The 22,107-nt window shown below is 59.8% G+C and carries 20 protein-coding genes and 1 riboswitch; of the genes, 9 read left to right on the plus strand and 11 right to left on the minus strand.

What is annotated here, in order from left to right:
- The first annotated feature begins 8 nt into the window (after positions 1–8).
- Genes hisD through VH599_01975 form a run of 6 tightly spaced genes read left to right on the plus strand, consistent with a single transcriptional unit; the run spans position 9 to position 5,712 of the window.
- Positions 9–1,973: a histidinol dehydrogenase gene (hisD, locus tag VH599_01950; protein HEY7347054.1), complete on the plus strand. Its 1,965-nt coding sequence runs from the start codon at positions 9–11 to the stop codon at positions 1,971–1,973.
- Positions 1,973–2,581: an imidazole glycerol phosphate synthase subunit HisH gene (gene hisH, locus VH599_01955; GenBank protein HEY7347055.1), complete on the plus strand. Its 609-nt coding sequence runs from the start codon at positions 1,973–1,975 to the stop codon at positions 2,579–2,581. The genes hisD and hisH overlap by 1 nt, the downstream gene beginning before the upstream one ends.
- Positions 2,575–3,297 carry a 1-(5-phosphoribosyl)-5-[(5-phosphoribosylamino)methylideneamino]imidazole-4-carboxamide isomerase gene (gene hisA, locus VH599_01960; GenBank protein HEY7347056.1) on the plus strand — a complete coding sequence of 241 codons (723 nt, stop codon included), beginning with the start codon at positions 2,575–2,577 and terminating at the stop codon, positions 3,295–3,297. Before hisH ends, hisA begins: the two co-directional genes overlap by 7 nt.
- Complete coding sequence (gene hisF / locus VH599_01965; protein HEY7347057.1) at positions 3,297–4,064, plus strand: imidazole glycerol phosphate synthase subunit HisF; 768 nt, start codon at positions 3,297–3,299, stop codon at positions 4,062–4,064. The genes hisA and hisF overlap by 1 nt, the downstream gene beginning before the upstream one ends.
- Positions 4,058–4,999, plus strand: coding sequence for a phosphoribosyl-AMP cyclohydrolase (hisI, locus tag VH599_01970; GenBank protein HEY7347058.1), 942 nt, complete (start codon positions 4,058–4,060; stop codon positions 4,997–4,999). The genes hisF and hisI overlap by 7 nt, the downstream gene beginning before the upstream one ends.
- A 20-nt stretch (positions 5,000–5,019) precedes the next feature.
- A complete protein-coding gene (locus VH599_01975) occupies positions 5,020–5,712 on the plus strand; it encodes a GNAT family N-acetyltransferase (protein ID HEY7347059.1) in 693 nt (230 codons plus the stop codon).
- A 69-nt stretch (positions 5,713–5,781) separates the two neighbouring features.
- Here VH599_01975 and VH599_01980 read toward each other — a convergent pair whose 3' ends face one another.
- The 10 genes from VH599_01980 to VH599_02025 all read right to left on the minus strand — a co-directional run bounded on the left by VH599_01980 (position 5,782) and on the right by VH599_02025 (position 17,360).
- A complete protein-coding gene (locus tag VH599_01980; GenBank protein HEY7347060.1) occupies positions 5,782–6,729 on the minus strand; it encodes a hypothetical protein in 948 nt (315 codons plus the stop codon).
- Between the two features lie 51 nt (positions 6,730–6,780).
- Positions 6,781–7,737: a ferrochelatase gene (gene hemH / locus VH599_01985; GenBank protein HEY7347061.1), complete on the minus strand. Its 957-nt coding sequence runs from the start codon at positions 7,735–7,737 to the stop codon at positions 6,781–6,783.
- 22 nt (positions 7,738–7,759) lie between these two features.
- Positions 7,760–8,851, minus strand: a complete 1,092-nt coding sequence (gene hemE, locus VH599_01990) for a uroporphyrinogen decarboxylase (GenBank protein ID HEY7347062.1) — start codon at positions 8,849–8,851, stop codon at positions 7,760–7,762.
- 243 nt (positions 8,852–9,094) lie between these two features.
- On the minus strand, positions 9,095–9,976 hold the full coding sequence (gene argB / locus VH599_01995; protein HEY7347063.1) for an acetylglutamate kinase: 882 nt from the start codon (positions 9,974–9,976) through the stop codon (positions 9,095–9,097).
- Positions 9,977–10,015: 39 nt separating this feature from the next.
- Positions 10,016–11,044 (minus strand): N-acetyl-gamma-glutamyl-phosphate reductase, encoded by a 1,029-nt coding sequence (argC, locus tag VH599_02000; GenBank protein ID HEY7347064.1) that lies wholly within the window; start codon positions 11,042–11,044, stop codon positions 10,016–10,018.
- Positions 11,045–11,218: 174 nt separating this feature from the next.
- Entirely contained in the window at positions 11,219–12,595 is a 1,377-nt protein-coding gene (locus VH599_02005; protein ID HEY7347065.1) for an ABC transporter ATP-binding protein, read from the minus strand.
- Complete coding sequence (locus tag VH599_02010; GenBank protein HEY7347066.1) at positions 12,592–13,767, minus strand: iron ABC transporter permease; 1,176 nt, start codon at positions 13,765–13,767, stop codon at positions 12,592–12,594. The genes VH599_02005 and VH599_02010 overlap by 4 nt, the downstream gene beginning before the upstream one ends.
- Before the next feature lie 155 nt (positions 13,768–13,922).
- Positions 13,923–14,141: riboswitch (cobalamin riboswitch) on the minus strand.
- Between the two features lie 139 nt (positions 14,142–14,280).
- The gene (locus VH599_02015; protein ID HEY7347067.1) at positions 14,281–15,237 is read right to left on the minus strand and encodes an aldo/keto reductase; all 957 of its coding nucleotides are present in this window, start codon (positions 15,235–15,237) and stop codon (positions 14,281–14,283) included.
- Positions 15,238–15,538: 301 nt separating this feature from the next.
- Positions 15,539–16,747: an acyl-CoA dehydrogenase family protein gene (locus tag VH599_02020; GenBank protein ID HEY7347068.1), complete on the minus strand. Its 1,209-nt coding sequence runs from the start codon at positions 16,745–16,747 to the stop codon at positions 15,539–15,541.
- A gap of 124 nt (positions 16,748–16,871) precedes the next feature.
- Positions 16,872–17,360 carry a DinB family protein gene (locus VH599_02025; protein ID HEY7347069.1) on the minus strand — a complete coding sequence of 163 codons (489 nt, stop codon included), beginning with the start codon at positions 17,358–17,360 and terminating at the stop codon, positions 16,872–16,874.
- A 479-nt stretch (positions 17,361–17,839) separates the two neighbouring features.
- Between VH599_02025 and argF the strand changes: the two genes are divergently transcribed.
- The 3 genes from argF (at position 17,840) to VH599_02040 (ending at position 21,559) form a co-directional block, all read left to right on the plus strand.
- Complete coding sequence (gene argF / locus VH599_02030) at positions 17,840–18,784, plus strand: ornithine carbamoyltransferase (protein HEY7347070.1); 945 nt, start codon at positions 17,840–17,842, stop codon at positions 18,782–18,784.
- A gap of 15 nt (positions 18,785–18,799) precedes the next feature.
- Positions 18,800–20,158 carry an argininosuccinate lyase gene (gene argH, locus VH599_02035; GenBank protein ID HEY7347071.1) on the plus strand — a complete coding sequence of 453 codons (1,359 nt, stop codon included), beginning with the start codon at positions 18,800–18,802 and terminating at the stop codon, positions 20,156–20,158.
- 75 nt (positions 20,159–20,233) lie between these two features.
- Positions 20,234–21,559, plus strand: a complete 1,326-nt coding sequence (locus tag VH599_02040; GenBank protein ID HEY7347072.1) for an argininosuccinate synthase — start codon at positions 20,234–20,236, stop codon at positions 21,557–21,559.
- A gap of 50 nt (positions 21,560–21,609) precedes the next feature.
- On the opposite strand, the gene VH599_02045 is transcribed toward VH599_02040, so the two are convergent.
- Positions 21,610–22,107: a GNAT family N-acetyltransferase gene (locus tag VH599_02045; protein HEY7347073.1), complete on the minus strand. Its 498-nt coding sequence runs from the start codon at positions 22,105–22,107 to the stop codon at positions 21,610–21,612.

Here is a 22,107-nt window from a genome sequence, read left to right on the forward strand (position 1 = left end):
GCTTCGTAATGTTGATCGCCCGCCTGGCAGATTTACCCAAAGAAGACTATGAACGGCTCATGCGCCGCTCCAGGCAGCAGATGGAAACCATTCTGCCCAACGTTCGCGCTGTCATGAATGATGTACACGAACGCGGCGACGCGGCGCTGCGCGATTATACTCTGCGCTTCGATCATGTCCAGCTTGACAGCCTGGAAGTCTCGCCCGAAGAGATAGCTCAGGCGCCCACGCAGACAGCGCCAGAACTGTTGGCGGCGCTCAATCAGGCTTCAACAAATATCAAAACGTTCCATAAGCGCCACCTTCAGCATGAGGGCAAAGTGGACACCCAGCCAGGCGTCACTGTCTGGCGTGTCTGGCGACCCATCGAGCGCGTCGGCCTGTACATCCCCGGTGGCAAGGCGACCTATCCCTCATCGGTCCTGATGAGCGCCTTGCCCGCGCGCATCGCTGGCTGCCGTGAAATCATCCTTTGCTCGCCGCCGCGCTCCGACGGCAGCCTCTCCCCGGCGCTGCTCGCGGCTGCTTCTCTAGCCGGAGTGCAGCGCATCTTCAAGCTCGGCGGCGTCCAGGCCATTGCGGCAATGGCCTATGGTACTGAAAGCGTGCCGCGTGTCTCCAAAATCTTTGGCGCGGGCAGCGCCTACGTCGCCGCCGCCAAGCTCCTCGCTTTTGGCGAAGTGGATATTGATCTTCCGGCGGGTCCATCAGAGGTATTGATCCTGGCAGACGAGACCGCCCACCCGCGCTTTGTGGCGGCAGACCTGCTGGCACAGGCGGAACACGCCGAAGATTCCGCCTGCCTGCTAGTCACGACTTCCCGCACGCTGGCCGAACAGGTGTCCGTTGATGTAGAGCGCCTGACCGAACCGCTTGAAACGCGCGACAAGATTCGCGCCTCCCTGGAACGCTTTGGCGCGCTCTTGCTGGTTGAAAGCCTGGAAGAAGGCGCCGCCTTCGTCAATAGCTACGCTCCCGAACACCTGGAGATCATTACCACCGACGATCACCGCATTCTGAGCAGCATTCAGAACGCTGGCTCCATTTTCCTGGGCAATTGGTCGCCAGAGCCTGCGGGCGATTACGCCTCCGGCAGCAATCACACGCTGCCAACCGGCGGCTACGCTCGCATGTTTTCGCCGCTCTCCGTCGAAAGTTATGGGCGCAAGGTACAGGTGCAGGAACTGACACGCGATGGTCTGGCACGCCTGCGAACTACCGTTGAGACTCTGGCAACGGCTGAGGGATTGCCCGCGCACCGACAATCAATCAGCGTCAGATTCGAGGAGGGCGCTGAAGGGAGCGCGCAGTTACACACATCTCAGCTTGTCCAGATTCCAGCGCAGGCGCGTTACGCCCCATCCGATGAACCACTGGCCGTCCTGCCTGCGCGTCGGGCTATCGTAGAGCGCGTGACCGCCGAGACAGAGATACAGATCACACTTACTCTGGATGGCGCTGGTCACGCCGATCTTCAGACGCCTACACCCTTCCTCAATCATCTCCTCCATGCGTTTGCCCGGCATGGCCGCTTTGACCTGAAGATCGAGGCGCGCGGTGACACCGAGATTGACGACCATCATACCGTTGAGGACATCGGTATTGTGCTGGGCCAGGCGCTTCAGAGCGCCCTGAGCGACAAGCGCGGCATTGCCCGTTTCGGCTCCTCCTACGCGCCGATGGACGAGGCGCTGGCCCGCGCCGTGCTAGACATCTCTGGCCGCCCCTTCCTGGTCTACGAAGCGCCAGGCATCGCCTCCTGGGTCGGGCGCTTTGATACCGCGCTCGTAGAGGAGTTCTGGCGAGCGTTCGTCACACACGCGGCCATCACGCTCCACCTTGATTTGCTGCGTGGCCGCAACGCGCACCACGCGCTGGAGGCGCTGTTCAAGAGCGCCGGACTGGCCCTGCGCGCCGCAACGCGCGTCGGCGCCCGTGATGGCGCGATCCCCTCTACAAAGGAGGCGCTTTGATGATAACCATCGTTGATTACGGCGCGGGCAACCTGCGCAGCATCTCGCGCGCCTTCCAGCATCTCGACATAGCGGCGCGCGTGGTTGATCGCCCGGAAGCTGTGGAACGGGCAGAAGCCGTCGTGCTGCCAGGCGTGGGCGCGGCGGGCGCAGCCATACGCTATCTCAAAGAAAAAGGGCTGGATGAAGCCGTGCGCGCCGCGCTTCAGCGCGGCGTCCCCTTTCTGGGCGTCTGCCTGGGGATGCAGTTGCTGTTGGGCGACCACGAAGAGGGCGATACCGCCGGGCTGGGTCTGCTGGCGGGACGCGTGCGCCGTTTTTCCGAAGGGCTAATCGTCCCACACATCGGCTGGAATCAGGTACAGCCGGTGCGCGAGACGCCCCTGTTTGCGGGTATCCCGCCTAGCGCGTACTTTTATTTCATCCATTCCTACTATACTGAACCAGCCGATGCTGCCCTGATCGCCGGGCAGACGGACTATGGCGGGCCGTATTGCAGCGTCATCGAGGCCGACAACCTTTGGGGTGTGCAGTTTCATCCCGAAAAGAGCAGCGCCAATGGGCTGCGCCTGCTGCGCAATTTTGCAAAGGTGGCCCGTCAGTGTTGATTCTACCGGCGATTGATCTGCAAGAGGGGCGCTGCGTGCGACTGGTTCAAGGCGATTTTGCGCAAAGTATGCGGTTCTCAGATAATCCCGCAGCCGTCGCCAGCCGATGGCAAATAGAGGGCGCTCAATGGCTGCATGTGGTCGATCTGGATGGCGCTCGCAGCGGCGCGCAAGCTAACCTGGAACCCATCAGGCAGATTCGCAAGGCGGTTTCCATCGCTATTGAGGTAGGTGGAGGCTTGCGCGCTCTCAAAGATGTCGCCACGCTTCTGGACCTTGGCATCGAGCGCGTCATTCTAGGCACCGCCGCGTTGAAAGATCGCGCGTTTCTGCGGGCTTGCCTGGAGCGTTGGGGCGAGCGTATCGCGGTTGGGCTGGATACCCGTAATGGGCTGGTTGCCAGCAATGGCTGGCTTGAAACCTCAACCGTTCCGGCGCTGACGCTGGCGCAAGAATTGGCGGCGGAAGGCGTGGCGCGCTTTATCTTTACCGATATTCAGCGCGATGGCATGCTCAGTGGACCAGATCTGGCGGCGCTGGCGACGCTTCTGGCAGCCGTCAACCGGCCCATCATCGCATCGGGAGGAGTCGCTTCGCTCGCTGATCTTAAGGCGCTGGCGGCGCTCGGTGTTGAAAGCACGATTGTTGGCCGCGCGCTCTATACCGGCGAAGTGAGGCTGGCAGAAGCGTTGTCAAGTACAGAAGGGATACGCTGATGCTCACCAAACGATTGATCCCCTGCCTGGACGTGCGCGACGGGCGCGTGGTGAAGGGTGTCCAGTTCGTAGATTTACGTGACGCTGGCGATCCGGTGGAGTTGGCCGCGCGCTACAGCGACGAGGGAGCCGACGAAGTGGTTTTTCTGGATATTACGGCTTCCAGCGATAACCGCGCTACAATGCTCGATGTTGTCGAGCGCACCGCTGAGCGTGTCTTTATCCCGCTTACCGTTGGCGGCGGCATTCGCAGTGTGGACGATATTCGCGCAACACTGCGGGCGGGCGCTGATAAAATATCGCTCAACACCGCCGCCATTGCCTCACCCAAACTGCTCCGCCTGGGCGCTGAGGCATTCGGCTGCCAGTGCATTGTGCTGGCGATTGATGCCCGGCGCAACAATGCCACACCCTCCGGCTGGGAGGTCTTCAGTCACGGAGGCCGCCAGGCAACTGGGCTGGACGCGCTGGCCTGGGCAGAGCAGGGCGCGACGCTGGGCGCAGGCGAGATTCTGCTGACCAGCATGGACCACGACGGCGCTCAAGAAGGCTACGACCTGGCGCTCACCGCAGCGATAGCCGGAGCCGTTTCCATTCCAGTCATCGCTTCAGGCGGCGTAGGCACGCTCGAACACCTTTATGAAGGGCTGACAATTGGCAAAGCCAGCGCCGTCCTGGCCGCATCCATCTTCCACTTTGGCACATTCTCTCTCTGCCAGGCGAAAACCTATCTTCAAGAGAAAGGGGTAGCTATCCGGCCATGCTAAGCGAGATACGCTTTGATCGAGATGGGCTGGTTCCAGTCGTGGCGCAGGACTACCAGACACGCGATGTGCTGCTGCTCGCCTATATGAACGCCGAGGCGCTGCAACGGACACAGGAAACCGGCCTGGCCCATTTTTGGAGCCGGTCACGCAGGCGGCTCTGGCAAAAAGGGGAAACATCCGGCCATGTGCAAGAAGTGGTTGCATTACACATCAACTGTGAGGGCAATAGTCTGCTGTTGGAAGTCAACCAGCGCGGCGAGGCCGCCTGCCACGACGGCTACCGCTCCTGCTACTATCGCCGACTGAATAGCCTGGGAGCCTGGGAGGTCAGCGCCCCGCGTCTCTTCGACCCGGCGCCAGTCTACAACGCAGGCAGCAGCAGCGAGCAGACAAGCGCCCACCCAGGCTTGCAAGAAACAGATGAGCTTGCCCAGGTGCTTCAGTGCATCTATCGTGCCTACTGCTACCTGCGCGATCACGACCTGGAGGCTGTATCTGGCACGTCGCGCCGCCTGCGCCATCCTGACCTGGCCTGGCTGCGCCAGCGTATCGGCGAAGAGTTGGCAGAACTGGCAGGCGTTCTCTCCGGCGTCCATACACACAATACACCAACCGAAGATGTGATTCTGGAGGGTCGCCAGGTCTGCTACTGGCTGTTCTTGCTGGCTGCGGCGCTAGACTTGCCCTACGAAGCCATCACTCCCCATATCCATCTGCGCAGCGGCTTCGAGAGCACAGAGAAACTCGACGCGGCGGCTGCCAGCGAGTTTGCCCGGCAGCAGCATCATGGCGAGCAGGGGGCGCCAAGCGATATAGTCACAGGCTTGCGGTTGGTAGGCGCGGCCTGCCGCCAGCAAGGCGTTCCACTGATTGCTCTGGCGGAAGCAGAGTTACTTGACCTGAGCCAGAAGAGTTATCTCAGCGGAGCATTTTGATCAAGGAAGGAGTATCCATCATGACCGAGCGCGAACTGCTCCGCCTCCACATCGAGGCAGTGTGGAACCTCACGCTTCCAGCGGTAGACGAGGATGGGCATGAACTCATGTTGACACAGGGCCTCCCCCTCCCGCCCTGGTCACTCTATCTGGGCACCTTTGCCCATGAGCAGATGGCTATCTGGCATCCTGATGTTGTGCCTGAGCGGCGCTTACAGTATCTAGAAGACGCCCGCAAAGCGGATGTTGTCTGGGATCAGGCGCTTGGAATGCGTCGTGAAGTGGTATTTCACTATCCCATCATTTCCCCTCAGCAACAAGCACAAGCCAGGCAGCTAGCGCGGGTTCTCGGCGCAGAGGATGCTGATCTCATTGATGCTTTCGAGTCAGAAAGCGCCTCTTATTTTCTAAACCCCCGCAACGCTCCCTGCATCGGCGTCTTGATTGATGGCCGACTGGTGAGTATCGCCCACAGTTCGCGCCAAACCCCATCAGCCTGTGAATTGGGCGTCAATACCTTACCTGAAGCGCGTCGTCGGGGCTATGCCGCAGCGGCAACCACCCTCTGGACGGCCATTGTGCAGCAGAAGGGACTGGTTCCAATCTACAGCGCCTTTGCCTGGAATACCGCTTCATTACACCTGGCGCAAGCTGTAGGATATGCGCCAGGCATAAATGGTGTGTATGGTCCTGTGCCGGAAGTTGGCGAATAAACAGGGTATGCCCCCTCTGCGTGAAGAGGGCTTGCAGCCAAAAGGACCAGCCGATTGCCAGACAATCTCTCAGGGCGCCAGCATATCCAGGCCGAGGCCATGCAGAAGCAGCGTCTGGGCCACATTTGCCGATGCTCCCCAGTGCGCCGTCGCCTCGCGCACAGCAGATTCAGAGGGGAGTGGTGTTCTCAGATAAGCCAGGCCAACCGCCTTGCGCACGCCAAGATCGCCCGCCACAACGGTTGGGCGGCCCAGCGTGCGGGCCAGAATCCACTCTGCCGACCAGCGCCCGATGCCGCGCAGCGAGATCAGCCTGGCAATCACCTCTTCGTCGGGCAGCGCCTCCAGGTCAGCTATGTTCAATTGCCCGCTGGCTATCGCCTCGGCGGCGTTGATGATATATTCAGCCTTGCGAGTGGTGAACTGGAGCGCGCGAATCTCGTCTACGTGCGCGGCGGCCAGGCGCTCCGCGCTCAAGTGATAGACCACATACCCATCAACCTTATGCCTTTCGCCAAATGCCTCAGCCAGCCGTCGGCGTGTTGTTGCCGCCCAGCGCAAATTGACCTGCTGCGCGCTGATTGATCGCACCAGCGCCCCTAGCAAATCAAACTGCCGCACCGTTCTCAAGCCAGGGAAAGCCACATCCAGGCGCGCAATCACCGGATCGCGCTGGAGCAGGTCTACAAACTCCGACGGCGCAGGGATGAACGTAGCGCGCAGCGCCTGTTCCAACGCAGGCAGATGGGCAGAATCATCAACTCTGGCCTTTAGGGCTGGCTCCGCTGTGGAGCCAGCAGCAGTACAGGCATAGGCCACGCTGTACTCGCCGATACGAAGCGCGCGTACCAGATGCGTGCCGTCCCAGCGGTCAATCAGATCGTCACCCGAACGCCGAAACAATTCCAGCGACGCAGGAATATCAATGGGGCCAGAAAGCTGTACGATCACTCTGCCCGGCGCTGGCGCAGCAAGATCGACGCCCGGCGAATGTTGGGCGTCGGCAAACGAATCCACAGGGGTCTCCTTACACTGAACAGATCGCTCTTTAAGCGCGGTTGGCCTATGCTACCCGACGTTCAGTGGCTCTTTTGAGAGCGTTTCTTGCGCCACCGCCGCCAACGCCTTGATAAAGAGCGGCGATGTATTCAACGATTCGATGCGAGCGAACTCGATGCCCGCCGCCTCCGCCTGCTCGCGCGCGCCGATCTCAATATCATAGAGAATCTCCAGATGATCGGCAAGGAATTGTACCGGCGCGATCAAAACATGCTGATAGCCCGCCGCGCGTAGTTCCGGCATGACATCGGCAAAATCGGGCTTCAGCCACTCTTCCGGCGTATGCCCGGCGCTCTGATAGCAGAACATCCAGCGGTCCTCGGCTAAGCCAAGCATCCTCGCAATAACCGCAGCCGTCTCTTTGAGATGGTTGATATAATCCGGCTCATTCTCGATCACTCGCTTAGGCATGCTGTGCGCCGTCAGCAGCACCGGCACGCGCTCGCGTATCTCTGATGGAAAACGATCAAGCGCCTGCTGCACCCGCTCGGCCAGCGCCTGCAAGAAATAGGGCTGCAAATGCCAATCCTCGGCGATTTTCAGCGTCAGGTCGGCGCGGCGAAGGTCGGCTACGGCTTGCTGAAGCGTGTGCACGTAGCCGCTCATGATAATGGGCGAATACTGCGGCGACATGATAATCCCGACAATTTGACTGGCCCCGGCGGCAGCTTCAGGCACAACATCAGCAATCAGCGGCGGGAAAAAGCGCATCCCGGCCACTACCCGATAGAGGCGTCCATCGTTCTGCTGGTTCAATGCTCCTTCCAGCGCAGCCGCTTGCTCGCGGGTGATGCGCAGCAGCGGCGAGCCGCCAATCAGATGATAGCGGCGGCGAAACTCGGTAATCAGCGCCTCGTCAGGCTCGCGCCCGCCGCGCACATTCTTCAGATAGGCCGGAATATCATCCAGTGTCGGAGGCGACCCATAGGTCATCAACACCACACCGATCTGTTCTTTCTCTGACATGCGTTTCCTGGCTTTCTCCCCCTCAAGCAACAGAACTTGTTCGCGCAGTGGTTTCGTGAACCGCATCAACCAATCGGCGCAGTAGATCGGGTGAGGTCGGGGCCAGCACCCCATGCCCCAGGTTAAAGATATGCCCTGGCCGATTGTCGGCCCGCCGAAGAATATCTTGCATACCCTGCTCAACCGTCTCCCACGAAGTCAGCAGAAGGGTGGGATCAAGGTTGCCCTGGATGCCACGCTCAGGGCCAATACGCGCCCAGGCTTCGTCGAGATCAACGCGCCAATCAACGCTGATGACATCGCCGCCCGCTTCGGTAATAACTTCCAGCAAGCTCGCCGTGTCGGTGCCAAAGTGGATAGCAGGCGCGCCGGTGGCTTTCACCACCTCGAAGATGCGCTGGCTATAGGGCAAGACAAAACGCCGATAGACGCTGGGGCTAAGCGCGCCGACCCAGCTATCGAAAAGTTGCACCACATCAACCCCGGCGTGGATTTGCGCCACCAGATAGCGCGAAACCACCTCGGTCAGCTTATCCATCAGGGCGTGCCAGGCTTCCGGCTCTCCATACATCAGGGCTTTGGCAATCGCGTAATCGCGTGAAGGCCGACCCTCGATCATATAACAGGCCAGCGTGAACGGCGCGCCAGAAAAGCCGATAATAGCCTTCTTGCCCTCCAGTTCGCGGCGGACCAGGCGAATCGCCTCCAGCACATATGGCGTTGATTCTTCCGGGTCAATCACGCGCAGCGCCTCAACCGCCTGCATCGTGCGCACCGGATTATGAATGATCGGGCCAACTTCTGGCTCAATCTCAACCGCGATGCCCATCCCCTGAAGTGGAAGCATAATATCGGCATAGAGAACCGCGCCGTCAACGCCAAACTTGTCCACCGGCATCAGGCTAATCTGCGCGGCGACATCGGGGGTCTTTGCCATCTTTAAAATATCGTCGTTGAAGCGTTTGCGCAGTTCTCGGTATTCGGCGAGGCAGCGCCCGGCCTGGCGCATGAACCAGACGGGCGTCATATCTGGCTGCTTATGATTGCAGGCGTCAAGAAAACGGGCTACGCCCGTATGAGGCGGAACTGAAGAGGACACAGTATTGCGCTGCATAAGTCATCCTTATCTTGAATCTCAGCAGGGTATCAGGGTGATCTTTTGCAGCGGCTAAGAATGCCTCACACAACCGACGGGTGGCCCCACCCCTGCCGCCTGGAAGGACGGCGCTACAACCCCGCCCCTGCTCGTGCGGCGGTTGTGTGAGGCGTCCTAAGTCTTTACTGAGGCTGCAAAAGACCACCCTGGGTATAATAATAAGACAAGGAGTTACATTCCGCCAACTTTTGGCGAAGAGGGCTAATCAGGGGTGAACATCGTCCCCGCGCCCTGGTCGGTGAAAAGTTCGCGGATCAGCACATGGGGGACACGCCCATCCACAATATGCACCCGATGCACAGTCTCCAGCGCCTGGAGCGCAGCCTCCGTCTTTGGAATCATTCCACCCTGGATAACATCTTGCGCGATCAGTTCGCGCGCCTGCGAAGCCGTAAGTTCAGAGAACAGCGTGCCATCAGCGGCCTGAATGCCGGTCACATTGCTAAGATAGATCAGCTTATCCGCCTCCAGCGCGAGCGCAATCGCTGCTGCCGCCTCATCGGCGTTGACATTCAGGCACTCGCCCTGCTCCCCATAGCTCAGCGGCGCAACCACCGGGATATACCCATGTTGCAGCAGCAGTGTAATGGGGCCGGGGTCTACACGCACAATCTCGCCCACTGCGCCAAGTTCGGGGTCACGCTGGCGCGCATAGATGCAGGGACCAGCAAGGCCACTTAGCCCAATCGCCTGCCCCCCAAGCTGGGCAATCTGCTGCACCAGCGAGGTATTCACCTCGCCGATCAGCACCATCTGCGCTGCCAGAAGCGTGGGTTCATCGGTCACGCGCCGCCCATCCACAAAGCGCGACTGGTGGCCGATGCGCTCCAGCCATTGGGTAATGGACGGCCCGCCGCCATGCACAATCACCGGCAGCGCGCCCACGCGCTGCAACCAGATCGCATCCTCCAGCACATCGCGGTCACGCTCCAGCGTGCTGCCGCCCAGCTTCAAGACCAGCACCTTCTTTTGCAAGCGATTAATATACGGCAGCGCCTCGCGCAGCACCGCCACAATACGCTCATGCTGGTCGCCATTAGGCTTATCCATCGTCGAGAGAGGGAGAGTGGAAGTATCAGTCACCGCATCTTGTCCTTCACGCTGTTCATCGCTATCCGTTTGCTACGGATACATGCCAGATGCCGTCAGGCCAGTCTCTTCAGGCAAACCACAGAGGATATTGGCGCACTGCACTGCCTGGCCGGATGCGCCCTTAATCAAATTATCAATACAGGAGATCACAATAAGCCGCTGCGTCCGGCGATCAATGGTCGGGTAGAGCAGGCAGCTATTACTTCCCGCCGTCCACTTCGTCGCTGGCGGGCGCGGCGTCAGCCGAACAAAGGGCGCGCCAGCGTAAAAATCGGCATAGAGCGCCCGCAGCGCATCCTCGCTCAGCGGCTCAAGCAGATCGGCATAGCACGTCGCCAGAATGCCGCGCGTCATCGGGGCATGGTGGGGAAGAAAGGTAAAGCGCAAGGCGTCACTGCCCTTCGCCACCCGCGCCAGTTCCTGCTCCATTTCCGGCGTATGACGATGCCCTTCCAGACCATAAGCGTCCATACTCTCGTTCATCTCACTGTAATGGTTCGTCAGCGAAAGTGTCCGTCCCGCGCCGCTTATGCCCGATTTGGCATCAACGATGATGTCTGGTTTGATAATTCCCTTCGCCAGCGCGGGGGCCAGCGCCAGGATAGTCGCTGTTGGATAGCAGCCCGGATTGCCGACCAGCCTCGCCTCGCGGAGTTCGTCACGATGCAGTTCGCACAGGCCATATACGGCATTCTCTAGCAACTCCGGGCAGGGATGCGCATGCTTATACCAGAGAGCATAGGTCTGGGCATCGCGCAGCCGGAAATCAGCCGAAAGGTCCACCACGCGCCGCCCCTCAGCCAGCAGCCCAGGAATGACCTCAGCCGCCGCGCCGTGTGGCAAAGCCACAAAGACCAGTTGGGCTTCTTTGATCTGTTCTGTAATCATGAGCTGGCCTGTAGTCAGATGCGGGAACACATCGCTGAGCAACTGCCCCTGCGCGCTCCTGGCCGTCACCTCACAGAGATGGAACCTGGGGTGCTGTACAATCAACCGGGCCAGTTCGCTGCCGGTATAGGACGTGACGTTCACAATCGCTACAGGAATACGCTCGGCCATCTCAGCCCTCCCAGGGGTATACGCTATTGCCCAAAAACACACGCTCCCGCCCCCGCATTTCTCTGCGCAGGAACGAGAGCGCCAGATTGCTCTTACGTGCCATTCAAGAAGAATACGCGAAAAATCCCCAATTGTCAATATCAGGATGCTTGCCCGCTCCTGGATTCGGCGCGCTCAATCAACTGGTTTGCTGGAAAAGTTGGGGCAAGCGCCTTGCGCGCCTGTCAGCAGATTGATGGCTTCTGGCACATCCCTGGCACATTGTGCGCCAGCGGTGAGCAAAGCGTCGTAGAGCGATGCGCCTTCGCCGCCCGTATAGTCACGCGCTGCAACTTGCGCGCGGAGAGACGCGGTTTCAGACGCAGTATCGTCCTCCACTGTTGGAGCAGAGAGCGGCTCCAGTAAGATAGTATAGAGACCCTCCTGAGCCGCCTCCAGCGCCAGGCGAAGCATAATCAGGTTCCCCGGACCAATAGGCACAGGACACAGGATTTGTGCCTGCGTCCGCTTCAGCGCGGCCTGCGCCTGCACAGCAGTATCCGACGAGATCGGCGCATAGGGCTGCTCGCCGATAACCTCGGCTGCCAGGCGCAGCGCCAGCGCATAATCGCTATCCCCAATGTTGAGCGCGCCGATAGAGAAGGAAATATGCGCGTCTGCAAGTCCGCGCATCAGCAGGGCCGCGCTGCCCCCTCCGCCAACCAGATGTACCAGAGGAAGCGCATTTGCCTCGCCTCTCACCTCAGCCAGGGCTTGTTGCCGCTCCTCATTGGCAGAGGCAGGCGGCACAACGCTCAGATGGGTTGCCCCATGCAGGATACCGACCTCAACGGGGACTTCATAGACGCGGCTGAGCAGGCGGCTCTGGAGGACTTCAACTGGCGGCCCATCGGCCACGATGCCGCGCTGAAACAAGATCAGGCGCGAAAAGTAGCGCGCCGCCAGATTCAGATCGTGCATAGTGGCGAAGATGGTAATGCCGCGCTCCTGATTCAGACGCTGAGCCACTTCCAGCACGCCAATCTGATACTTGAGATCGAGGTGAGTGGTTGGCTCATCCAGCAGAAGCAAATCAGGCTGCTGGGCCAGAGCCAATGCCAGGACTACCCGCTGCTTCTCGCCGCCGCTCAGTTCATTGAAGATACGCCCGGCCAGTGGCCCTGTGCCGGTTGCCTCCAGTGCTTCCTGAATAGCGCGGTGATCGGCGAAGCTCTCCGTCCCCAGGAATGAGAGATAGGGGGTTCGTCCCAGGCTGACCAGTTCGCGCACAGTGAAAGCAAAGGGCGTGCTCGATTCCTGGGGAACGACAGCCACGCGCCGGGCGATCTCGCGCCGCGCCAGGCTGCGCAGGTCGCGCCCATCCAGCAGCACCCGCCCCCGCTGCGGGCGCAGCGCGCCGGTTGCCAATTTGAGCAGGGTTGTTTTGCCGGTCCCGTTTGGCCCCAGCAGCGCGACCATCTCCCCAGTCTCCAGCGACAGGCTGGTGTCTGCAAAGAGCGGCTGACTCTCATAGCCAAATGTAACGTTCTCAAGCTGGAGCAGCGTATTCACCAGCGATACTCCCGACCAGAGCGGCGCAGCAGATACAGGAAGAACGGCCCGCCTACCAACGAGGTCAGCACACCAAGCGGCAGCTCGGATGGCGCAATCACCGAGCGCGCCAGCAGATCCGCAACTACCAGAAAGAGCGCGCCACCCAGCGCGGAGGCTGGCAGGAGCAGGCGATGGCCGGGGCCAAGCGCCAGGCGCAGCGCGTGCGGCACAACCAGCCCCACAAAGCTCACCAGTCCGGCAATCGTAACTGCTGCTGCTGTTAGCAGCGAGGCCACAGCAATCAGCAGCGTTTTCTGGCGTTCAACATTCACACCGAGATAAGCAGCGCCCTCCTCGCCCAATGAGAGCGCGTTGAGCGTGGGGCCAAACGTGAGCGAAGCCAGCAATCCAATGAAGGTCAGAATAGCAACAACGCCTACCTGATCCCAGCTATCCGCAGAAACGCCGCCCCACAGCCACGACAGCACCGAACGAAGATGCTCCTGATTCGGAGCCAGATAGATCAGCAGCGCCTGAATGGCGCTCATCAGCGAAGTTACCACCACGCCTGCCAGCAGCAGCGAGACAACAGGCGTGCGCCCACCGACGCGCGCCAGCCAGTAGACCAGAGCCACCGCGAGCAGCGCGCCCACGAAGGCAAAAAGCGCGGTCTGCTCGATGCCCAGGATCAGAAGGCTGCTGGGCAGCAGAAAGCCAATGGTGATACCCAGGCCCGCCCCCGCTGATGTGCCGATCAAATAGGGATCGGCCAGCGGATTGCGCAGCAACCCCTGAAAAAGCACGCCCGCCACTGCCAGGCCCGCGCCCACCAGCGCAGCGCCAATGACGCGCGGCAGCCGAAGTTGAAGAATGATGATCTCATTGGCAGCGTCCCAGGTCTGCCGAAAGTGAAAGAGATGCGTGCTGTTGAGCGTAATTTTGATGATCTCTCCGGCGTCAATGCGAACCGAGCCGATGGCGGTAGCAAAGACCAGCGCGACGAGCAATCCAGCAAACAGCAGTGGCAACACGATGATAGCGCGTTTCCAGCGGCTGCTCCCCACAGCCGCGCCCGCCTGCGCCAGTTCTGTGCCGCTAACAGGCGATACAATCGTTTCTTCGCCCAGCCTCGGCTGTTGTGGTGGACCAGGAAACGGCGATGGCTTGTCGGTTGGCCTTATCGTCTGCATGAGAAGTTGTCCTTTGTCCGATCCGGCAGATTGGATAATCTGGCTACATCTATAAGCAGTTATTTAAAAAAACCTCTCGTCCATCCAGATTGGAAGAGAGGCAGCGCAGCCAGACACAACGCCCTGGCGCTTGCTCTCTCCTCTGGCGCGAAGGATGGCGAGCAGAGCCGCAGGGCAGGTCTCCTGGCTTCCGGCTTTGGCGCTCCTCTCGTCGTCTTCCTACCATCTTAGCTATGGCAGTGGCTTGCCCGCCTGGCTATCAAGCAGGACACCTGACGAGGAAAGCTGACCGGATACAGTGGCGCGTCCGCATCGGCATTGCACCGATTTCCCTATTCTGCTCATGACGAGCCACCCTGCGACACACTAGTATTCAGTTGGTACCAATACTATAGCGGCTCTAACCAGCAGCGTCAATAACATGGAGAGGGGCTAAGGTTCCATCAAACATGAGGTATTGGCGAGCGAGGCGTGTTACTGGTGGCCCCGCTTTTTGGTGGAACCAGAGGCTTACTACGCGCTGGCGGCGTTGAGCGTTGCCAACTCCGCGGCGCTCAGCCGGAGTTCGGCTGCCCCAAGTAGTTCGCGGACCTGCGCGGCAGAAGTGCCGCTGGCAATCGGCGCTGTGACACCCGGCCTTGCCATAATCCAGGCCAGCGCCACCTGCGCCGACGTCGCGTTATGCGCCCCTGACACCTGATCAACCGCTGCCAGCACCGCCCAGCCCTTCTCGTTCATGTAGCGCTGCTGAATGCCGTCCGCCCGTTTGCTCGTGGGCAGGTCTTTATCTGGCCGATACTTGCCGGTGAGGAAGCCGCTGGCGAGCGACGAATACGTGATAACGCCCAGCCCCTGCTCTCGACACAACGTTTCCAGAGCGCCCTCATAGACGGAGCGATTCATCAGGTGATAGGGCGGCTGCATACAACTATAGCGAGCATAGCCGTGTTGATCGCTCACCTTGAGCGCCTCCGTTACACGCTCCGCGCTGTGCTGAGAAGCGCCGATAGCGCGCACCTTGCCCTGGCGGATCAGTTCGTCAAACGCTCCCATCGTCTCCTCCAGGGGCGTGGTCTGGTCGTCTTCATGGGCCTGATACAGATCGATAGCCTCGGTTTGCAGGCGGCGCAGCGATACTTCAACTTCCCGCATCATATATTGCCGCGAAAGCCCTCGATCATCGGGGCCAGTCCCCATCTGCTTGCCCAGCTTGGTAGCGATAACCAAGGAGTCACGATTGCCCCTGGCGCGCATCCATCGCCCGATGATGGTCTCAGATTCTCCCCCAACGTTCCCATTCACCCAGGTAACATAGGTGTCAGCCGTGTCAATAAAGTTCCCGCCGCCCTCGACATACGCATCGAGGACAGCAAATGCCGTCGCTTCATCAACATTCCAGCCAAAAACATTGCTCCCTAAGCAGAGAGGAGCAACCTCAAGACCAGTACGGCCAAGTTGACGTTTCTGCACGCAGCAGTCTCCTTCACTTCCCCAGGCAGCACAACCAGACTTCAAGGTACTTCCTGGCTACTCTGCTTCCTGGCTGAACAGCTTTTGTGTTATTATAAGCATGCAGCCTCTTGCTTCTCCCGGCTCACAGAGCCTGGAGAGAAACTAAGGACTGCGTAGGCGCTCGCTCCTCCACGAATCTGTGTGGAGCGTACAGCGAGGGCGCCAGAACGGAGATGGTCGGGGCGTGAGCTTTAGCCGTCTCTGTTTTTTTGTCTGGCGCTCATCGTCTGAGCGGCTAGCGCGCCAGTCTCCTTCCCCCCTATTTTTGCCGCTGCCGAATGACCGATCTGGCAAGGGCGCGCTTATGCACCTCATCTGGTCCATCAACGATATGCAGCGTGCGCCCATGCGCCCACATCGAAGCCAGCGGAAAATCGTCACTCATCCCAGCCCCACCAAAGACCTGAATAGCGCGATTCACCACATCCGTCAACACCTGCGGGGCCGCAATCTTAATCATAGCAATCTCATTCTGCGCAGCTTTTTTGCCAAGGTGGTCAATCATCCAGGCAGCCTTGAGGGTAAGCAGACGCGCCTGCTCGATCTCCAGATGCGATTGGGCAATCCAATCCTGAATAACCCCCTGGTCTGCCAGCGGCTTGCCGAAGGTGACACGCTTGAGCGCACGAGCACACATCAGGTCCAGAGCATATTGCGCGCCACCAATGGCGCGCATACAGTGATGGATGCGCCCCGGCCCCAGCCGCGCCTGAGCAATCGCAAAACCACTGCCTTCTTCGCCTAGCAAATTGCTGGCAGGCACGCGCACATGCTCGAACAGCACCTCGCAGTGGCTTTCATTATCAATATAGCCCATCACAGGCAGATTGCGCACGATGGTCACGCCGGGAGTATCTCTCGGTACGAGGATCATGCTTTGCTGGTTGTGCTTGTCTGGGCTATCTGGCGCTGTCTTGCCCATCACGATCATGATGGTACAGCGCGGGCGGGCCGCGCCCGAAATCCACCACTTGCGCCCATTCAGAACGTATTCATCGCCTTCGCGTTTGATAGAAAGCTGAATATTAGAAGCGTCCGAACTGGCAACATCCGGTTCTGTCATCGCAAAGGCCGAGCGAATCTCACCGTTCAGCAACGGCTCCAGCCATTGTTTCTTTTGCTCTGGCGTGCCAAATTGGGCAAGAATCTCCATATTGCCCGTATCGGGCGCGGCGCAGTTAAACACCTCTGAAGACCAGCCGACGCGCCCCATCACCTCGGCCAGCGGCGCGTATTCCAGATTGGTCAGGCCAGCGCCATATTCTTCATCAGGCAAGAAGAGATTCCATAAGCCCTCTGCCCTTGCTTTCGGCTTTAATTCGTCAATGATCTCCGCGTGATGATGCGGATTCCCCGAAGCGGCAATCTGATCTCGATAGGTTCGCTGGTTCGGATAGATATAACGCTCCATGAAGTCGCTCACCTGCCGGATGAGCGTGTTCACTTTCTCCGAATAGGCAAAATCCATGACGTTTCTCCTTCAAGCAACTGGTGAAAGCAAGGCCTCTCAATCTCGTCGCCCAGAAGGCGTGTCCAGTTGTTGCGCTTAGTATAACATGACTGCTTCGTCAGTATCTGGCCGCCAGGGGCGGCTATCCAGGAAGAGAGAACCCTTGCTGGCTCAGAAACTGACAGGTAAGTTGAATATGCCCCTGGTGCAGCGCGCTATGTTCTACCGCGTGCAGCAGACAATCACGAACTGTTGGCGGGTTGATGAGATGCTCGAACCACGAGGTGAAGGCTGATTCGACGACTCGCTCCATTTCCGCATCCGGCAAATTATCCAGCACCTCATGGCAACCTGCTATCCAGCGCTCGTAGCGCGCTGTCAGTTCCGACAGCGTGCCGGTGGCATGAAACTCTGCCGCGCGATCACGCGGAATCGTTCGTCCTCCAGCTTCTACCAGTACCCATTTTTCGCCAGCCCCAACGAGATGGGTAGCAAGCGCAAAAAGCGTATTGGTCTCTGGAAGCGCGAGCGGCTGGTTCAGCAGCGGCTCTGGAACGGCGCGCAGCGATTGGAGAACATCGTGTCCGATATAGTCCAGTATGCTCGCAAAATGCGAGGCTTCATTTGGCATTGAGATTTTCCTTTCTGATCTGAACCAACGGTACAGCTTGACAAAGCGGTTGCTCACGACGTATTGTATTATGGACAACTGTATAAGAACCTGGCCCGCGTTGATCGAGATCAGTAGGCGATTGGCCTCTCACAGCGACCCGGAGTTGGTGAAAGTCCGGGAAAGATCGGCCATCGCGCGAACGCGCTCGTGAGCGGTTGCCCGAAGAAAGCGCATCACCGCAAGTAGGGCTGTGCGGGTGGTTCCCGCGCCAGCAACAACCAGGAGTGGTCACAGCAAGCTGCACAACGTCGTGATCGGCTCACGACCCGCTGAGGGTATTGAAAAAAAGCTGTGTCAACAAGGGTGGCACCACGGGAGCGCCGATTGCGGCTCAGCGCGATTCTCGTCCCTTCGCTAATGAGTAGAGCGAGGGGGCGAGTTTTTTTGTTCCCTCGCACAGAAATGAGGAGAACAGCCGCGACTAGAAAGGAGCTTGCATGTATCACCTGTTGACGCTTGACAACCTGAACGCCGCTGAGATGGAGCGCCTGTATGCCCAGGCGCGGATAGTGAAAAGGGCGCGCAGCGCCCCAGCGGGCCTGCCGCCGCTCGCCGGACAAACCATTGCGCTGCTCTTTGAGAAGCCCTCGCTGCGCACGCGCGTCTCATTCGAGGTAGCCGCGCGCGAACTGGGCGCGCAAAGCCTCTATCTCTCACCCCAGGAAGTCGGGCTGGGCAAGCGCGAAGCCGTTGCCGACGTGGCGCGCGTGCTGAGCAGCTACGTGCATGCCATCGTTATCCGCACTTTCAGCCATACCCTGCTTGAAGACTTTGCGCGCCACGCCACCGTTCCCGTCATCAACGGCTTGACCGATGCCCATCACCCCTGCCAGGGGCTAACAGATGTCTTTACCATCATCGAAGAATACAGCGAGACATCCGGGCTGACGCTCGCCTATCTTGGCGACGGGAACAACGTGGCTCATTCGCTCCTGCAAGCAGCCGTGAAGGCTGGTATCAGTGTGCGCATCGCCGCGCCTCCTGGCTATGAACCTGATCCCGCCGTCGTGGACGCCGCGCGCAATGAAGCCCTGCTCACGGGGGCCAGCGTCACGCTGACCACCGATCCTGGCGAGGCTGTTTCTGGCGCGCACATCCTGTATACCGATGTCTGGGCCAGCATGGGCCAGGAAGGTGAAGCCGCGCAGCGCCACACCATCTTCTCCGGCTATCGCATTGATAGCCGCCTCCTGGCGCTGGCAGATCAAAACGCCATCGTCATGCACCCGCTGCCCGCGCATCGCGGCCAGGAGATTACCGATGAAGTGATTGATGGCCCGCACTCGCGTGTGCTGGTTCAAGCCGAGAATCGCCTCCATGTCCAGAAAGCCATCCTCCTGATGCTCCTGGGCAGCAGCATGCTGGCCTCGCTTTCAGCATAGGAAGAGATGATAAGCATGGCAAAACTCTGGTCCAAAGGATATGAGATCGAACCACTGGTTGAACAATACGAGTCGGCGCGCAACGCCGCGCTCGACGCCGAACTGGCGCGCCATGACCTATGGGGATCATTAGCCCAGGCGCGTATGCTCCGCAAGATCGGCCTGTTGGATGTGGCCGAATGGGCGGCTATTGATGGCGCGCTCCAGCGTCTGCTCCATGAGGAAAAGGCAGGCTTCCTGCGTCCGGCCACAACGGAAGAAGACATTCATACCACCATCGAAAATCGCCTGGTGGCAGTAGTAGGCGAGGCTGGCAAGAAAATCCATACAGGCCGCTCCCGCAACGATCAGGCGCTGCTCGACCTGCGCTTGTATGCCAAAGAGAACCTGCTAGCTATCGCTGAGGCTGCGCTTGATACCGCGTCGGGCTTGCTCGCATTGGCGCGTCAGCACGAATGGACACCCATGCCTGGCTACACCCATATGCAGCGGGCTATGCTCTCGTCGGTGGGCCTCTGGGCTGCCGCCTATGCTGAGGCGCTGCTGGATGATTGCGTGGCGCTTGAAGCCGCTTATACGCTGAACGATCAATCGCCTCTAGGGTCGGCGGCAGCCTATGGCGCGCCGCTTCCTCTGGACCGGGCATATGTCGCTGAACTGCTCGGCTTCGCCCGCCCGCATCACAATGTCCTCACGGCAGCAAACGCGCGCGGCAAGGGCGAAGCGGCGGTAGTCCAGGCGCTGGCGCTCATCATGCTCGATCTCAGCAAATGGGCGCAGGATGTCCTGCTCTATACCACACGCGAATACGACTTTTTTCACGTACCCCAGGAACTATGCAGCGGCAGCAGCATGATGCCTCAGAAGCGCAACCTGGGCGCGCTAGAACTGGTGCGGGCGCGCGCGCAGACCGTTATTGCGCTCCAGGGGCAGATGCTTGCCACGCTGGCCGGGCTGCCATCCGGCTACAATATGGATTTTCAGGAGACCAAAGCGCCGCTTATTGAAGCCGCGCATCTCTGCCAGGAAAGCCTGAAGATTGTCAGTTTGTTTGCCTCGCGGCTTGAGGTAGATGAGCAGCGTCTGCAAGCCGCCTGCACCGCTGAACTCTTCGCAACTGACCGCGCGCTTGATCTGGCGCGCCAGGGAACCCCATTTCGTGACGCCTACGTGGCCGTAGCCACAACCGCCGCTGACCAGCAGCAGGCTGATCTCATAACACAACTGCGCGCCCGCGCTCATGAGGGCGCGCCCGGCGCCCTTGACCTGGAAGGCGTGGCAGCACGCATCAGCGCCGAGCAGAACGTCTGGGCAGCGCGCCGCAGACACTTTGAGCAGGCGATTGCAGCATTGGTCGGCGAAAGCAGCACATGAAAGGGGAACGGGCCATGCAAAAAGCGCCCATCAAAGCCCGTGAACCGACGAAGAAAGAAGAAAGGACAAACAGATATGGCGCAAAAAGTCGTCCTCGCCTACTCAGGCGGGTTGGATACCTCGGTAGCCATTCGCTGGCTACAAGAAACCTATGGCATGGAAGTGATCGCGCTGACCATTGACGTGGGCAACGAGCGCGACATCGCAGCAGTAGCCGCGCGCGCCCGTCAGATTGGTGCGGCCAAAGCCCTCACTGTGGACGCGCGCAACGAATTTCTCACCTATTTTGTCTGGCCCGCGCTGCAAGCCGGGGCCATCTACGAAGGCGCGTATCCGTTGGCGACAGCACTCGCCCGCCCATTGATTGCCAAGCTGCTCGTTGATGTGGCTCGCAGCGAAGGAGCGGCAGCCGTCGCACACGGCTGCACCGGCAAGGGCAACGATCAGGTTCGCTTCGATGTCTCTATCATGGCCCTGGCCCCCGACCTCAAGATTATCGCGCCGGTGCGGGAATGGAGCATGACCCGCGATGCCGAGATCACCTATGCGCAGGAGCATGGCATCCCTGTTGCCGCCACAGCCGCCAGCCCCTACAGTGTTGATGCCAACCTGTGGGGGCGCAGCATCGAGTGCGGCATTCTTGAAGACCCCTGGACCGAACCCCCGGCGGATGTTTGGGAGTGGACAGCAAACCCGGCAGCCGCGCCCGCCGAGTCAACGGAGATCACGATCACTTTTGAGCGCGGCGTGCCGGTGGCGCTGAACGGCGAATCGCTGGACGCCGTGACGCTGGTACAGCGATTGAACGCCCTGGCTGGCGCGCATGGCGTCGGGCGCATAGACCATATTGAGAACCGTCTGGTCGGCATCAAATCGCGTGAAGTTTATGAAGCGCCCGCAGCGATCACGCTCTTTACCGCGCATCGCGCCCTGGAGAGCCTGACACTCAGCCGCGAACAGGTGCGCGTGAAAGAAACGCTGGCTGGCGAATATGCCCGGCTCATTTATAACGGCCTCTGGTACAGCGCCTTGCATGGCGATATTCTGGCGTTTATGCGCAGTTCGCAGCAGTATGTCAGCGGTGAGGCGCGCCTGAAACTCTGCCGGGGCGCGTGTACCGTCGTGGGACGCCGCTCGCCCTACTCCCTCTATCAGCACGCGCTCGCTACCTATGAGACGGGAGACGCCTTCGATCATCGCAGCGCCCTGGGCTTCATTTCGCTCTGGGGGCTGCCGGTGAAGACACAGGCGCAGGCGCAGCTTCTCCAGGAAGGCAATGGAGGCGCTTCAGCGCAAGCGATTGCTTCAGGCGAAACCTTTGCCACACCATTTACCACCATCGCAGCGCCCAGGCCACTCGCCCAGGAGCCGGGAACGACTGCTCAAATCACATCCGCTTGAACAGGAGTGTTGTACTTGTAGCGCCGTCTTCCAGACGGCTCAACGACTGGCTATCTTCCAGGCGGCGCTACAAGTGGTGCAAGCCTTTTCCAAAAGTAAAAGACCGTTTCGCCTGGTGGGCAATTTTCCAGCGTTCCGTAGAGCATGTAGCCCATTTTCTCGTAAAACGCCGGGGCTTGAAAGTTCGAGGTAGCCAGACGCGCGTAGCGGCACCCTCGTTGATATGCCTCCTGCTCTGCCTGCCTCAGAAGTTCTCGACCCAAGCCTTGATGGCGAAGGCGTTCCTCGATCCAGATCACACTGATCTCGAACCACAAGGGAATAGCGTGTGTTCTTCCTACCACCCCTCCAAGAACGGCTCCTGCTCGATCAAGCACGTAGATATGTAACGGTAAAAGATCATGGCGCTCGATGGAAAGCACTGTGCTGTGCGTCTGATTAAAGGCGACAAGCTGGCTGGTGAGGTAGTCTTCTCGTTGTTCGCTGACGCGCTGATCGAATACGTACTGGTCCTGGCTATCGCCAGGGTCCAGGGCATTGCTAGCCAT

The organism is Ktedonobacterales bacterium (assembly GCA_036557285.1).
Classification (GTDB): domain Bacteria; phylum Chloroflexota; class Ktedonobacteria; order Ktedonobacterales; family DATBGS01; genus DATBHW01.

Coding starts and splice junctions, on each gene's coding strand:
- hisD (HEY7347054.1), top strand. CDS start 9: ATGTTGATCGCCCGCCTGGCAGATTTACCCAAAGAAGACTATGAACGG.
- hisH (HEY7347055.1), top strand. CDS start 1,973: ATGATAACCATCGTTGATTACGGCGCGGGCAACCTGCGCAGCATCTCG.
- hisF (HEY7347057.1), top strand. CDS start 3,297: ATGCTCACCAAACGATTGATCCCCTGCCTGGACGTGCGCGACGGGCGC.
- hisI (HEY7347058.1), top strand. CDS start 4,058: ATGCTAAGCGAGATACGCTTTGATCGAGATGGGCTGGTTCCAGTCGTG.
- VH599_01975 (HEY7347059.1), top strand. CDS start 5,020: ATGACCGAGCGCGAACTGCTCCGCCTCCACATCGAGGCAGTGTGGAAC.
- hemH (HEY7347061.1), bottom strand. CDS start 7,737: ATGTCAGAGAAAGAACAGATCGGTGTGGTGTTGATGACCTATGGGTCG.
- hemE (HEY7347062.1), bottom strand. CDS start 8,851: ATGCAGCGCAATACTGTGTCCTCTTCAGTTCCGCCTCATACGGGCGTA.
- argC (HEY7347064.1), bottom strand. CDS start 11,044: ATGGCCGAGCGTATTCCTGTAGCGATTGTGAACGTCACGTCCTATACC.
- VH599_02010 (HEY7347066.1), bottom strand. CDS start 13,767: ATGCAGACGATAAGGCCAACCGACAAGCCATCGCCGTTTCCTGGTCCA.
- VH599_02020 (HEY7347068.1), bottom strand. CDS start 16,747: ATGGATTTTGCCTATTCGGAGAAAGTGAACACGCTCATCCGGCAGGTG.
- VH599_02025 (HEY7347069.1), bottom strand. CDS start 17,360: ATGCCAAATGAAGCCTCGCATTTTGCGAGCATACTGGACTATATCGGA.
- argF (HEY7347070.1), top strand. CDS start 17,840: ATGTATCACCTGTTGACGCTTGACAACCTGAACGCCGCTGAGATGGAG.
- argH (HEY7347071.1), top strand. CDS start 18,800: ATGGCAAAACTCTGGTCCAAAGGATATGAGATCGAACCACTGGTTGAA.
- VH599_02040 (HEY7347072.1), top strand. CDS start 20,234: ATGGCGCAAAAAGTCGTCCTCGCCTACTCAGGCGGGTTGGATACCTCG.
- VH599_02045 (HEY7347073.1), bottom strand. CDS start 22,107: ATGGCTAGCAATGCCCTGGACCCTGGCGATAGCCAGGACCAGTACGTA.